10 protein-coding genes are annotated in these 14,520 nt (G+C 43.7%); 2 read left to right on the forward strand and 8 right to left on the reverse strand.

Annotated elements, in window-relative coordinates; all coding sequences use genetic code 11:
* Positions 1-178: 178 nt before the first annotated feature.
* Positions 179-886: a purine-nucleoside phosphorylase gene (gene deoD, locus FRZ06_06270; protein QOX62972.1), complete on the forward strand. Its 708-nt coding sequence runs from the start codon at positions 179-181 to the stop codon at positions 884-886.
* 178 nt (positions 887-1,064) lie between these two features.
* Here deoD and FRZ06_06275 read toward each other — a convergent pair whose 3' ends face one another.
* From FRZ06_06275 to FRZ06_06305, 7 genes are all read right to left on the reverse strand, one after another.
* Positions 1,065-2,123: a response regulator gene (locus tag FRZ06_06275; GenBank protein QOX62973.1), complete on the reverse strand. Its 1,059-nt coding sequence runs from the start codon at positions 2,121-2,123 to the stop codon at positions 1,065-1,067.
* A 9-nt stretch (positions 2,124-2,132) separates the two neighbouring features.
* Complete coding sequence (locus tag FRZ06_06280) at positions 2,133-4,214, reverse strand: PAS domain S-box protein (protein ID QOX62974.1); 2,082 nt, start codon at positions 4,212-4,214, stop codon at positions 2,133-2,135.
* Between the two features lie 281 nt (positions 4,215-4,495).
* On the reverse strand, positions 4,496-5,596 hold the full coding sequence (locus FRZ06_06285) for a PQQ-dependent sugar dehydrogenase (protein QOX65861.1): 1,101 nt from the start codon (positions 5,594-5,596) through the stop codon (positions 4,496-4,498).
* Positions 5,597-5,786: 190 nt separating this feature from the next.
* Positions 5,787-7,202, reverse strand: a complete 1,416-nt coding sequence (locus FRZ06_06290) for a hypothetical protein (protein QOX62975.1) — start codon at positions 7,200-7,202, stop codon at positions 5,787-5,789.
* 124 nt (positions 7,203-7,326) lie between these two features.
* Entirely contained in the window at positions 7,327-8,070 is a 744-nt protein-coding gene (locus tag FRZ06_06295; protein ID QOX62976.1) for an ABC transporter permease, read from the reverse strand.
* Positions 8,057-8,818 (reverse strand): ABC transporter ATP-binding protein, encoded by a 762-nt coding sequence (locus tag FRZ06_06300; GenBank protein QOX62977.1) that lies wholly within the window; start codon positions 8,816-8,818, stop codon positions 8,057-8,059. Before FRZ06_06300 ends, FRZ06_06295 begins: the two co-directional genes overlap by 14 nt.
* A gap of 67 nt (positions 8,819-8,885) precedes the next feature.
* Positions 8,886-9,647 (reverse strand): MerR family transcriptional regulator, encoded by a 762-nt coding sequence (locus FRZ06_06305; GenBank protein ID QOX62978.1) that lies wholly within the window; start codon positions 9,645-9,647, stop codon positions 8,886-8,888.
* A 477-nt stretch (positions 9,648-10,124) separates the two neighbouring features.
* Between FRZ06_06305 and FRZ06_06310 the strand changes: the two genes are divergently transcribed.
* A complete protein-coding gene (locus tag FRZ06_06310; GenBank protein ID QOX62979.1) occupies positions 10,125-11,231 on the forward strand; it encodes an Ldh family oxidoreductase in 1,107 nt (368 codons plus the stop codon).
* 56 nt (positions 11,232-11,287) lie between these two features.
* Here FRZ06_06310 and FRZ06_06315 read toward each other — a convergent pair whose 3' ends face one another.
* The gene (locus tag FRZ06_06315) at positions 11,288-14,236 is read right to left on the reverse strand and encodes a response regulator (GenBank protein QOX62980.1); all 2,949 of its coding nucleotides are present in this window, start codon (positions 14,234-14,236) and stop codon (positions 11,288-11,290) included.
* Positions 14,237-14,520 lie beyond the last annotated feature (284 nt).

The following is a 14,520-nucleotide window of genomic DNA, read 5'->3' on the forward strand; positions in this document are numbered from 1 at the left end:
ATTATCATGTTATATATTATATAAGATGATATGCGATATTACTATAATACATGAATTAGAACGACAAGTAAATATAATTTCATCACATAACACCTGGCCTTTATGGATACAAAGATAAAGTATTTCCACTCTTTTACCGGGTATGCTATACTATAAGAAAAAAACAGGAGGTCGTTTTATGACTGCACATATTTACGCTGCGAAAAAAGGAGAAATTGCCGAATCCATCCTCTTGCCCGGAGATCCGCTGAGAGCAAAATTTATCGCAGAGAATTTTTTGGAAAGCCCGAAATGTTATAACGAAATTAGAGGAATGCTGGGTTATACCGGTATCTATAAAGGCGTTCCTGTTTCTGTTCAGGGAACCGGCATGGGTATGCCATCCATGGGAATTTACAGCTGGGAGCTGATTAATGATTACGGAGTACAAAATCTGATCCGTATTGGTTCCGCAGGTTCCTTCCACGAAAAGGTTAAAATCAGAGATATCGTATTTGGGGTGAGCGCTTCAACTGATTCAAACTATATCCATACCTTTGGGGTCAACGGAAACTATGCACCCTGTGCCGATTTCGATCTTTTGATGAAAGCCAAAGACGCAGCGGACAAGCAGGGAATCTCCTTCCATGCCGGAAATATCGTATCCTGCGATGTGTTTTATGAGCAGCAGGAAGGCTGGTGGCAGAAATGGGCCAAGATGGGCGTTCTCGCTGTAGAAATGGAAGCAGCCGCACTCTACATGAATGCAGCATATCTGGGAGCTAAGGCGCTCTGCATCATTACCATCAGCGATCACTTTATCACTTCTGAGCAATCCACTTCGGAGGAAAGAGAAAAGTCCTTCACCGATATGATGAAAATTGCGCTGGAAGCGGCTATCGCTTAAGCAACGATTTACTTTAAGAACCATATTATTTCTTTATAAAGCATCCAAATAAAGCATCTAAAAAGCTGCAGCCTTCGATTTGATCTGTCCTGCAGCTTCTTTTTATATTAGCTCTACAATGAATGGTTGAGTTAACCATTCAAAGATGGGGCTATGACATTTTCCATTGTAATCCGCATTATAGCTTAAAATCAATCTCATGTTCGCTGTCGTCTATCTTGTAATGATCCTCTTCAAAGAGAGAGAGACAAGCAGATACAACCTCGCTGTTATAATATCTGCCCCCATTGGTTCTGATCTCATTCAGCGCCTTTTCAAGCCCAAGAGCCGGCCGATATGGCCGATGCGACATCATGGCTTCCACCACATCTGCAACCATCAAAATCTGTGCCTCCATGGAAATTTCGCTCCCGGAAAGCCCTCTTGGATATCCTGTTCCGTCACATCGTTCATGATGCTGACGAATGGTCTGAGCAATGTTAATTGGGAGGTCGACCTTCATCAGCATTTCATAACCGCTGTCGGAATGGGTTTTAACCATTAACAATTCCAGCTCTGTCAAGGATCCCGGCTTCGATAGAATTTCCGCAGGAATTGCGATTTTCCCAATATCGTGGATATAACCGATCATTCGAATTTCTTCAATAGCCTTTTCATCCAGCATCATCTTTCTTCCGATCTCAGCAGAAAGATTTCCTACCCTTCTCTGATGCCCCGCGGTATAAGGATCCCTTGCCTCAACGACTGAGGAAAGAAGCGATATGATCCCTTGCATTGCTGCTTTCAGCGCATTGGTCTTCTCTTCTACAATGTGCTCCAGTCCCCTTTGATACTTAAGGTTTTGTCGTTCCAGTTCTTCCTTTTCGTCGATCAGTCTCTTAACCTTTTCCGCATGGCGGATGGCTGATATGAAGTTTTCCTTTTTGATTGGTTTGGTCAAATAATCATTTGCACCACTTTGAACAGCTTTAACTGCTGTATCCACCGTAGGTTCACCGGTCATAATAATAATTTGGACGGTCTGAGATTTTTTCCGGATTCGTTCCAACAGTTCAATCCCAGTAATTCTCGGCATGATAATATCTGTCACGATAATATCATAGTTTATTTCATCCATCATCTGGAAGGCTTGGTTTGCATCAACAGCAGTATCGATCTCATAACCTTCCGGTCTAAGAAATTCCGATAGAGTAATTCGCATGCTTTTTTCATCATCAACAATTAAAACCTTAAACATAATTCTCCCTCATAGACTCCAGCCATTGTCGACAGGCAAAATAAGTATAAACTTTGTATAGCAGCCTTCCTTGGTGTCGATGGAAATACTGCCATGGTGATCCTTAACAATACCGAAGCTGATAGAAAGACCCAGCCCAGTTCCTGTTTCTTTGGGTTTGGTTGAAAAGAACGGCTCAAAAATCTTTTCCCGAATATTCTCCGGAACACCGTTTCCGTGGTCTTCAACAATGATTTTCATCCATCTGCGATCCGCTTCAAAAAAGTGAGTACAGGACAGTCGGATAATTTTGTTCTCATCATACTCCTGATACTTTTCATTTAGTGCATCCCTGGCGTTTGTCATCAAATTCATAAGGACCTGCTGGATTTGCTGACTCCGGCATTTAATATCCGGCAAATGGTCTTCAAGATCCACTTCCAGTGTAATTTGATCCCGTTTCACAACTGTGTTGATGAGAGAAATCGTCTGATTAATAATGTCATATATGCTGGCATAACTATGGGATTGCTTTTCCTGCCTGGAAAACTGAAGCAGGTTTTTCACAATGGTGGCCACGCGATCGGTCTCCTGCAGAATTTCACCTGCATACTGAGAGATGGACTCATTTTGAGATTCTGAAAGATCTAAAATCAACTGTGCATAATTCATGATACCGTTGATTGGATTATTAATTTCATGGGCAACACCTCCTGCCAAAGTGCCAATGGCTTCCAGCTTCTGTTGCTGCCGCAGCTGTGCTTCTACTTCGTTCTTTGCATGCTCCAGCCGTTTTCTTTCCGTAATATCTCTGGCGAACACAAGAGCTCCGTCCAAACTTCTATAGTGCAGCGGAACCGCCGTGACATCCACATCTACAGAAGTTCCATCGAGCTTTATAAAAACTTCCTCATTGGGCGGAACCGCCTTCTTTTCCTCATTTAACTGGTGAATTCTTTCATTGATGATTGCATGGTACTCTGGATGAAACCGCTCCATGACAGAAGCCCCGATCAATTCAGCTTCAGATTCTGCACCGAACAAGGAAACAGCAAACCGGTTTAAAAATGAAAATTTGCCATCTGTCTGGATAAAGATTGCTTCCGGTGCACTTTCAATTAATAGGCGAAATCGTTCCTCGCTTTCCTGCAGGGCCTTTGTTGCAGCCGCGCTTTCGGATATGTCATGGACTATGGAATAATTGATTTGCTTTCCATTGATCATCAGTGGCCCGCTGTATACTTCCACATCAATTTCCTTTTCAGATGCGGTTTTGTGCCGAAAGAAAAAGTGGTTCTGTTTTAAAGCTATAGAGTGATTCAAATTTTCTTTTACTTCAGCTTCGCTCAACGTATTAATCTCGCTGATCTTCATCTTCTTGAGCGTTTCAAGGGGCCAGCCATAAAATTCAACTGCAGCGGGATTTGCATCCACAATATCGGCAGTTTCTGGATCAATAAGAAGCATTACCGCATAATTACTATTGAAGATACTAGCATATCGTCCCTCAGCTTCATCGATCATCATTCGTGCTTCTTTTCGATACTTTTGATGAAAAAGAATTGTACTCAACAGAACCGTTACGAATGGATAAAGAACCATGATTGGCAAGCTGACCTCCGTCAAAACCTCAAGAGGCTGAGGCCAGGGCAATATGAAAACACAAGAAAGCATTGCGATATGAAGAATCACTCCAAAAAGATAGATATGAATCCACTTCCATTTCTTTTTGTCCGAAAAATTGAATTGACGCCAAAGGATGCCGATCAGACAGGAGGAAATAATGATTGCACAACCCGCCAGTACTCCGGCTCCGCCGATATAGATCCGGTAGAGAATCAGCATAAAACCTGCAATTACAGAAGGGACAGCGCCAAAGGTTAAGGCGGTAACACCAAGGAGAATAGAGCGGGTATCAAAGAGTATGCCGCTTTTCAGATGGAGGGGAACACTCATGATTGCCAGACCGATTAGACCGATAAGAAGCCCATTGATTAGAGGAACAGACCGTTTCCAACGATCGTTGAGTAAGTAAGAAAATTCATAAATTACAATCAAGGCCATAAGAAGTGCAGAATTATTGATCAAACCCACAAATAGATTCGTATTCATCTAGATACCCCCTGGTTTACTGCGACGATAATCTGTGATTCTACTGTCTTTATCCCCTGTGTGCTATATAACTATAAAATACTCTTTTTTTCGACAAAATGCAAGAATTTTGAACAATATCGTTTTCTTTACATTTTTCCATATATCCCCATGGGGTTGTCCTACTCAGACACATAATCATTTACAATTCTTTGCCTGTGGTCTCAGGTGGCTTATCGACAAGTCTTAGCTTCTAATTATCTGCAGGCTATCATAGATCACCAATTATGGAACTAGCTAATTTATGTGCGCGGTATTAGCCTGATAATGCGATCATCTTCCGGTCTGGGCACACCTCCCCTGCCATCCCGATTGCTGGTGGAGATGTAGATAGACCCATCGTCAGCTTGAATCACATCTCTAAGCCGACCATATTCTCTTTGGAGCCATGGCTCGATTCCTTGAACTGCAGTGCCGTCTTCCGATAGTAAAATGGACATCAGCTTTTGTCCGCGAAGCGTTGCAACCAGTAAGCGGTTCTGCCACGGCCCTTGATCAAGATAAGCGATCCCGGATGGGGCCCAAGTCTCGGTTCCAGTATTTACAAGGGGTTTTTGAACGATGAGTTCATTGGATTCTTCATCACCGGTTACAAGGGGCCAACCGTAGTTGCCTCCTGGAATGATCAAGTTGATTTCATCCCGGGCTTCTGAACCGTGATCTGATGCGTACATTACATTATTTGCTGAATCCCAGGCCAATCCCTGAGGATTTCGCAGACCATAGCTGTATACAGGTGACCCAGGATAGGGATTGTCTGCCGGAATTCTGCCGTCAAGCTCAATGCGAAGGATCTTGCCGGCAGTACTTGATAAGTTCTGCGGAAAAGAGGTATTCCCAGCATCCCCCGTGGAAATATAAAGCTTCCCATCTGGTCCGATCTTGATCCTGCCTCCGTTATGAACAAGGCCTCCGGGAATTCTATCGATGAGAACCTGATCGATAAAGGCTCTGTTATTCTGCTCAATCAAGCGAACAACACGGTTATAGATTTGATTGTCCTCTGAATAAGAATGCATGACGTAGATAAAATGATTTTCCAAGAAGTCAGGATCCAGCACGATGCCCAACAGCCCACCTTCCCCCTCACTGATAAAAGGTGCCTGAAACGTCATAATCGGCTCTGGATAAAGCACTCCATTCTGGATCATTCTCAGAGTCCCCGGCCGTTCCGTAAAATAGATTCTTCCGTCCTGACTGATGTCCATTGCCCATGGAACATTTAGATCCTCGGCGATGACCTGGACTTCAAAGGGAAATCCCTCCTGAGAACCTGATGGTGAACTTACCTCTGCAGCGAAAGGGGTATTTATATAGGGAGATATCATTCTTTTTTCATGCATCTCCAGCTTACTCTTGGTTTGAATCCTTAGGAATTCTGGTCTACGAAATTCCCGTCTCTTTTTTCCGATTAGAAAAAGAGAATTGATGTTGAATTTACCCCCGGACATATTCTGCTCTCCATTCCTTATAAATTCAATCTATGCTCCCTTTCCATGATATTATTTAAGTTGGTGTTTCATGACGGTTATACTAATTTCTTATTCTTGCTTTTTTACTCCACAGTAGGATAATGATCAGGATGATTCCTGCAAGAAGGAATGGCCAGAACATTGCTATAAAGAAAGGCACATATCGAAGACCATCCAAAGATTTCTCTACCTTATCAAGAGATGTAATCTGTTCCTTATGATACAAGGTGAAAAGAAGCTCATCCTCCGGCAAACCATCAAGTACCGTGATGTATCTTCTTTCTCCATCCAAAGTAAGAGGCAGAGAACTTTCGATCACAAACGGTGCCTTCTCCGGTGTGCGAATTTCCAGTTCCAGCTCACCAAAGGACTTCCAATGTTTGGCCGGGCTCAGCAAGTATGTATAGTGATACTGGGGAGAGCTTGTCTCACGGCGATCCATGGTTCCGCCAGTCAAGTACCCTACGCGTATCGTTCGTTCAGAACCCGCAGGGAAGTCAACGGAATAAAGCAGTGTTATAACTCGATCTTCATGAGAAGCAGAAAGAGCTTCGTCCAGCAAGCTGTACCCAGCAACAAGTCCATCACTCCAAATTCTGCTTAGGTAAAGATTCAGCAGCTGGGTCTCATCTACTGCCGTTGTGATTTCCCTCCTGAGATCCCGATGGATTTCATCCATCAGATATTTCCGTGGGTCAACACTGCTGACTTCCTCCTCGAAATAAAAGTCAGCAGGGTCAGCTTTTACGCCATCTTCAGTCAAAACCTCTGTTTCCAGGTGGATCGCTTCACCCAAGACGAGCACTTCCACCACCTTCTCTTTATCTTTATAAAGCCCGGCACCAATGGAAGAGCCCTTCCCCTCAGTGTAACTCGCCATATTAAAATTTTTCCCAATTAACCTAGTTTGTTTCGGGTCGGCATTAAAAATCACTTCGAATCGCAGATTTTCCTCTTTGGCTGGTTTGATCCGGTAGCGAACAAGCTGGGCCTTCTGATTCAAATCAAATCCCGGCAGCTCATATTCCGCAGTGGAGATATGAAAACCACCGTAACGAAAATGCGCATCAGAATCATATTTGTGTTCAGCAGCCTCCATAGCCGGATAAACCTCGTAGGATACCCTGCTGCCGTCAGTTTCAACAATCAGATCCTTCACAGAGAGCTCTGCCAGACTGGAAACCAGTGAAAAAGCCATCTGCACCCTCTGGTCAGCATTAGAGGAATTCATCATCTGATATTCTGCGGTTACCGCCGCTGTTGGCGAAAAGCCAAATTGCTCTTGCCTAATACTGTTATAATCAAAAATCAGTTTTTCCCTTTTCACTTCAATTGGTGATGCTTCATCCACAAGAAGTACTTCTGAATAGGGATATCCCTCCCAATAGGTGGGGGCTGAGTTTGCAGACGCCGCTGCCGACTGCATCAATATCAAAGTGATTACCAATATAATTGTTCTGAATCTCAATTTAATCATCAAGTACCTCTTTCTCCCTTTAACCCTATACCAAACCCATTATTTTAATTCTATAGGAATTATTTTACTTTCGCAAGTTGAAAAGCCCCTCACCTATTGGTGAAGGGCTTGAAAGAAGCTCTACTTACTCCCAGCGGAAAAAACGAATTGAGATTCCAGTACAGATGACTGCAATGGATAACATGATGACAATTGGCAGGAACACTTCTCCCGCCTGCAATCCCAGCGACATCGCCTTCAGCAGTTTGATCCCCTGAGTAAGGGGCATGAGGTCAGCCAGGTTCTGCATTACACGCGGCATTACTTCATAAGGCAGGGTAGCACCGGAAAATATCAACATCGGAAAATACAGGATGCTTGCTATCATTCCAGCGGTCTTTGTATTGGGCGCCAGTCCTCCCACCATCAGTCCGATGCTGAACATAGAAACCATCACAAGAAAGTATGCTGCCAGAAAAAGCGGCCATGACCCCCCCAGACGATATCCAAAAAAAATTGCTGCTGTCCCGTATACCAGTAAAAGCGAGCAGATAGAATACAGCGCATAAACTACTGTTTCAACAGCCAAGATTAATCCTGGCCGAACAGGTGTCACCTTCAGTCTCTTTAAAATTTTCTTGTTGCGATAATCTGAAATTACCAGCGGAAGACCCATAACACCTCCGGCACAGACTGCAATGGTCGAAACAGCGCCAAAGGATTGTGCCAGAAAACTGTAGGAAGCTCCTTCAAATGCAGGCCTGCTCCCAAATACCGCCCCCAAAATGATGGTTACTGCTATGGGCATTAGGATTGCAAAGATTACCATATCCATGCCTCGCAGTGACAGTTTGCATTCAATTTTTAGAAGTGTCTTAAAGGCTTTCATGATACCGTTCCTCCTTTTCATTTGATCCCTCATCATCGGTATACCATAGATACGCATCTTCCAGATTTTCTGCGGGACTTGCTTCTATCGCCTGTTTAACCGTGCCGGAAAATACCGTCCTGCCTTGTTTCAAGATCAGGATTGTATCACAAAGGATTTCTACTTCATCCATAAAATGTGATGTAAGCAGGATTGTTAGACCTTTTTCCTTCATCCCCTCCAGGTATTTCCAAACTTCACGTCTCGCTTTTGCATCAAGACCAGTGGTAAGCTCGTCCAGAAAAATCACCTCCGGTTCTGGAATCAGTGCCAGCACAATGAACAGTCGCTGTCGCTGTCCTCCGGAAAGTTCACTGACGCAGCTTTTTTTCTTATCAGACAGTCCAAATTGCATGAGCAGTTTTTCATAATTGGCTGGTTGACGGTATAATGCAGCTGTCACTTCGCACAGTTCTCTCACCGTAATCTTTTCCTGATAAGCAGATTCCTGAAATTGAACGCCGACCCTTTCAAAGAGCTTTCTTCGTTCTTTCACCGGATTCATACCGAGAACCTCAACCATTCCTGCCTCAAATGCCTTTGTTCCCAGCACACATTCAATGGCTGTTGTTTTTCCCGCGCCATTTGCTCCGAGGAGACCGAAAATTTGTCCCCTATAAGCTGTGAGGCTGAGTTCATTTACAACGTTTACCCCGTTGTAAGACTTCTTCAGACCTTTCGCTTGAATCGTTATACATTCTTCTTTCATATGTCATTCCTCCTTTTCAAAAAGAATAACACCAGTGCGAAGTCTGGTGTTTAAATGGAGGGTTATATTATTTTAGCAGCCGCTTCATGCGCTCCAGTTGACGAAGCATTTCTAATCCATTGGCTTCTGCCCGACCCAAAGAGGTGAGCAGTTCATCACAAACAGAGACAATCTCTTCATCCCTTCTCGGTGTATTGATTTCCTTATAAACATCCGCCTTGGGATTTGCGGAAAGTGCGGTTAGCATTCTCAGGATCGATGCCAAGGAATAGTTAGCGCAGCGAAGTGCTTTAATAATTTTAAGCCTTCTCACATCTTCACTCCCATAAACCCGATAGCCGTTTCTCTTTCTTTTCACCGTCAAAAGTCCATTCATTTCCCAGTTTCTCAGAGAATCCATGGAAACTTCCAAACGTTCCGCAGTCTGCTTCCTGTTCCATAACGCGCTTTCTTCCATCTGGACATCTTCTTTCCCAGGAATAAAGGCCAGATTTTGTGTAACAATGTCAATGGCTTCTTCCGCGTTTTTCCGCTCTTTTCTGACCTGATCCAAATATGAGTGCGCAAGGGACTCCGCTTTACTAAGGTCTTTCTGTGCAGCGGCTTTTATTATTTCGATCGCTGATTTTCGAAGTCCATTTTGTAGAACCTCAACTTTTAATGCAATTCTGGCAAGCTTAATTTGTTCGAGGTGAAAGTCATTAAAAACTCGGTACCCATTTGCTTTTCTTTCTGCCTCAGGAATCAATTGCAAAGCCTCATAAAGCCGCACTGTATTGGGATGAATTCCTGTCAGTCTGGCTATTTCAGAAGTTTTGTAGTTGTTCACAATACCGTTCACCTCCCATAAAAATGTTTTTTTTATCATATCACAGTTCCAGTTTAGCACCAAGTAAAAGTCTGGTGTTATAATGGAGGGTTTGATTGTATAATCGGTTAACGAAAGTGACTAACAGAGTTTATATTTGGAGACATGATTTTTATTTTGCGTTGTTTATGTTATAATGAACGCAATAAAAAGGTAGTAAAACCAAAGGGGTTTTACGGCAAGAGGCGTTCATTGTATCGGTGTGAAGCAAGCCGGAGCTGCGACTTGCATGGATGATATAATGAACGCAATAAAAAGGTAGTAAAACCAAAGGGGTTTTACAGCAAGAGGCGTTCATTGTATCGGTGTGAAGCAAGCCGGAGCTGCGACTTGCATGGATGATATAATGAACGCAATAAAAAGGTAGTAAAACCAAAGGGGTTTTACGGCAAGAGGCGTTCCAATCAAGTTTACAAAAGAAGCAGGAGGCAAGCATTCATGGAAACAAGACCATATATGTCATGGGACCTAATCGGCGATTTTATTGCATCAGCCTTTGAAAAGATCGGTGTTCCCCGAGAAGAGGCGGAAATATGTGCTGATGTACTGATGGAAAGCGACAGGCGGGGGATTGAGAGTCATGGCTGCAATCGTTTTAAACCCATCTATATTGATCGAATCAATGCAGGGATACAAAAACCTGTCACAGCGTTTGAGATCCTCAGGGAAACACCGACCACCGCAGTTGTAGACGGACATGACGGAATGGGCATGGTAGTTGGCTTTAAAGCCATGAGCATGGCCATTGAAAAGGCTAAGAAGTATGGAATGGGTATGGTAGCTGCTAGAAATTCCACACACTACGGCATTGCCGGCTATTATCCCTCCATGGCCATCAAGGAAAATATGATCGGAATCACCGGCACCAATGCGCGGCCTTCCATCGCCCCTACCTTCGGCGTGGAAAACATGCTTGGAACCAATCCCCTTACCTTCGGCTTTCCTACCGATGAAGAATTCCCCTTTATTCTGGACTGTGCTACGAGCATCACCCAGCGCGGCAAGATTGAGTATTACGCCAGAGAAGGCAAAGAAACACCCGCGGGAATGGTCATCGGTCATGACGGAAACCCCATGACAGACAGTGTCAAGATACTGGAAGATCTGGTGAAGGAAACTGCTGCTCTGGCTCCTCTTGGCGGAATCGGCGAAGAGCTGGGCGGATACAAAGGCTACGGCTATGCCACCGTGGTAGAAATCCTTTCCGCAGCCCTTCAAGCCGGAAGCTTTTTAAAAATGCTTACCGGACTTGATGATCATGGAAACAAAATGCCGTACCATCTCGGTCATTTCTTTATCGCCATCGATACAGAAGCTTTTCTTGGAGCTGACAGTTTTAAGAAGACCACCGGAGATATTTTAAGAGCACTCCGTTCCTCAACCCTCGCTCCCGGAGAAAGCAAGATCTATACAGCAGGTGAAAAGGAACACCTGATCTGGCTGGAGCGCAAAGATAAAGGAGTTCCTATCGGAGAAGCAGTTCAAAAGGAATTCATTGAGGTGAGAAACAGTTTGGGTCTGCATCACCGCTTCCCATTTGAATAAAAGCCTAAAAAAAACAAGCTGCCTCTTTACCGTTTTCGGTGGAGGCAGCTATATTTTTAATCTTGAATCAAGATAACACCCTGATTGCTCTGTCCGTCTATTTTAATGATTAATGGTTTTTTGAAACGAACCAGCGTGACGTGCTCTGTCTGACGAATAATCTTTGCTTTACGAAGCTTCTCCCAATTGATGTATTCATGATCAGGCGCTTTTTTTCCGATATGAAAATATCCCATCTTTAAAGAGGTGAGGTTATGATGGAAATGACTTCCCAGTGATGGCTCCACAGTAAGATTTTCTAAATCTGCCTCTACCACTACTTTGGCCTGGGACATCTGCCACCACATCAGCGGGATTCCCAGCCACGGATCAGAGGTTCCGATCCTTCCAAAGCCCATCAGCACGCATTTGCGCCCCTCACTCATCAGCAGCTTGTTTATCTCACCGATTTCTGTAGCAATATCAACGGTTTTATTCATTTCAAAATGGTCCGGATCCAGGTAAATTACATCTGTGATATCTTTATAGACGCCGTTTCCGATGATATGTGAGCTGGTGCACACCACATCCTTACGATTGAACTCCTCAATTTTAACCTCTCTGGCTTCTCGGCCGACCACCATAGGACGGATCTGCAGAAAGTAAAACTCTGGCTTCTTATCACTTTCAACCGGATAATTCACAGCAAACTCTATCTCAACATCTGTTCCAAAGGCACTCTTCCCAAGCTCAAATAAATCCTTGACAATGTTCACAAGCGGAATGGAGTTGTATTTCAGAATTGATGCAAAGGTCACAATTTTCGGACCCTGCGCTGCAAAGGTATCCATAATCATATCGCTGTCTCTGAGATATGTGCTGGCAACTTTATGCAAGGTTTTATCTTTATCAGCTCGCTCAAATCCAATCTTCCGATAGGTGCATTCATCATCCTTGGTAAGCTGCCTTGCGCATCCGCTCATGTCCAGTGTATAGAAGCTGGTCTGTGTGTTCTCCATGAATTCCTGCGGAGAAGCAACCGGCGGATTCATCTTCGGATACGCCGGGGAAAAACTGAATACACGTCCCCCGTCAACGATGGCTTTTCCGAACCCCAATGCAAGACTCACGATCCCCTGCTCTGGCTGCATATAGGAATATGGGTAGTAGTTATATGTTTGCGCTACACCTGAAATCAGCGGATAGAAGATATCCTCATGCTGTTCTCCAACCAACTGTTGTATCAATACAGACATCGATCCCTCTTCTATCCGTACATCGGCATTTTTTGCATATCCTTTGGGAGACTGAAAGAACGCAGATGCATAAATCAGCTTAACTGCATCGATCAGCTGCTTCAATCTTACAACCGGATTGGGATCGCAATTGGGGAGAATATACGTCTTGAAAATTCCTGCAAATGGCAAAACCTGTGAGTCTTCCAATATACTGGAGGAACGGACAGCCAGCGGATAATCGATCTCATTGATCAGTATTCTCAGGTTGTCAATAATCACATCCGGCAATCGTCCTTCAAGGAAGCGCTGTGCGATTTCGTCCTCATTGGTGGAGTTGTATGCCATTTCCTGCAAATCATTGATGTACATGAATTCTTCAAAAACATCACTGCAAATGACAAAGGAGCTTGGGATCTTAAGCCGGATGTCAGGGTATTTATTTTGCAGCTCCGAATTTACAAGCAGATTTCTGAAGAATGCAACACTCCTGGCCTTTCCGCCCAGCGACCCGCTTCCCAGTCTGATAAAGGAGTTTTCAAAGGTCATTTTAGAAAGTCCAAAATCGATGATGACCCCCTTTTGATAGCTGCGGTAAAGTCTGTCGAGGCAATCAACGATAAAGGCTCTGAACTCGTTGATGTTTTCCGGCGCACTGGGCTCTCTTTCCCTCAATTCATCGGCAATCGCAAATTCCGTTCTTGCTCTGAACCATCGGGAAAAATGATTGTGACTTGCATGATAAATCAGGCTCTCAACAGGCAGCGTCTCAACAATACTCTCAAAATCCGTAATGTCCGATGCCTTTACAAGAATCTCACCCTTAGCAGTTCTAAAGACAAATTCTCCGAAGCTGTAATTATCTAGTATATAATTTCTAAGTTCCTTTAAAAGATTAGGAGAATTTTTATCGATAAAATTCAGTTTTCTCCTCTTGGCCTTCTTGATGTTTCCGGTCTCTTCTGACTGAAGGAGTATGGGAAGATCGGGAATGGTACTGCTGATGTAGGACGCAAGTTCAAGACCTGCCTCCGAATAGACCTCACCGTTTTTCAAAAATCCGATGTCAGAGATTACACCCAGGAGATTATTTTTATATTTCAGGATTAATTCCTGAGCCTCTTCATAAGAAATAGCAAGAATAATTTTCGGCCTTGCACGCATCCTCAGCAGACGGTGAAGATCATTGACCGCATGGGAGATAAGGTAACGGGTTTGTTTCATGATCTCAGTGTAAATCAATGGAAGAAACTGCGAATAATAGCTGGGAGAATCATCTACCACAAGGATAACCTGTACGCCCTGCGCGCTATCCTCTTCAACATTTCCAAGATCCTCCACATACTTGATGATCGCAAGTAGAATCTGGCTGTCTCCCGACCACACGAAGACTCGGTCTATGGTTCTCGCTTCCCTGATTTTGCTTAATGTTTCATTATCCAAGGTCTCATAGGTCAACATGACCACTGGTTTTTCCGGATATTCTTCCTTTACGAGCCGGCTGAATTCCAAGGGACTCATGTCACTGATTCTGGGCATGGTGATAACAAGATCGTAAGTACGGCTTTTCAACGCTTCAAAAGCCTCCTCAGCAGAGGATGCATGCGCGATTCGGGGGACAAACTGCAGATTGAGATCCAGATATTCACTGAAAATCTTATCAGCAAGATGTCCGTCCTCTTCAAGCACAAAGGAATCGTACGGCGTTGATACCAATAGAATTTCTCGTACACGGAATTTCATCAAATCATGAAACCTGGTAAATTTGGAATCGTATTCTTTCGTAGTCATAGATGCCTCCTTAAGTTACTTCTCCTGCCCTTAAATGGTTGGAACTATTATAACACATTTTCCATGTCCTCAATCAGTCAGATCACATCAAATGATAAATTTCTAATCTCTATGAGGGTTACCTTCATGTTCCTGCTTTACTTGATTTTAGAAGCAGAATCATTTATAATATTTTCAATTATCTGTAATTGAAGGAAAAAAACGATGAGCTTTGATGGGATTCCGCTTTTTGAACAGGAGCAACGCGTTATTCGAGGATGGTTTCCTGCTGATCCAGAAAGAAA

It is taken from the genome of Clostridiales bacterium, from assembly GCA_015243575.1.
GTDB lineage: Bacteria > Bacillota > Clostridia > Peptostreptococcales > Anaerovoracaceae > Anoxybacterium > Anoxybacterium hadale.

Bases quoted from the DNA above. Each gene is read 5' to 3' on its own strand.
- FRZ06_06315 (QOX62980.1), bottom strand. From the start codon at position 14,236: ATGACTACGAAAGAATACGATTCCAAATTTACCAGGTTTCATGATTTG.
- deoD (QOX62972.1), top strand. From the start codon at position 179: ATGACTGCACATATTTACGCTGCGAAAAAAGGAGAAATTGCCGAATCC.
- FRZ06_06295 (QOX62976.1), bottom strand. From the start codon at position 8,070: ATGAAAGCCTTTAAGACACTTCTAAAAATTGAATGCAAACTGTCACTG.
- FRZ06_06280 (QOX62974.1), bottom strand. From the start codon at position 4,214: ATGAATACGAATCTATTTGTGGGTTTGATCAATAATTCTGCACTTCTT.
- FRZ06_06290 (QOX62975.1), bottom strand. From the start codon at position 7,202: ATGATTAAATTGAGATTCAGAACAATTATATTGGTAATCACTTTGATA.
- FRZ06_06310 (QOX62979.1), top strand. From the start codon at position 10,125: ATGGAAACAAGACCATATATGTCATGGGACCTAATCGGCGATTTTATT.
- FRZ06_06275 (QOX62973.1), bottom strand. From the start codon at position 2,123: ATGTTTAAGGTTTTAATTGTTGATGATGAAAAAAGCATGCGAATTACT.
- FRZ06_06300 (QOX62977.1), bottom strand. From the start codon at position 8,818: ATGAAAGAAGAATGTATAACGATTCAAGCGAAAGGTCTGAAGAAGTCT.
- FRZ06_06285 (QOX65861.1), bottom strand. From the start codon at position 5,596: ATGCATGAAAAAAGAATGATATCTCCCTATATAAATACCCCTTTCGCT.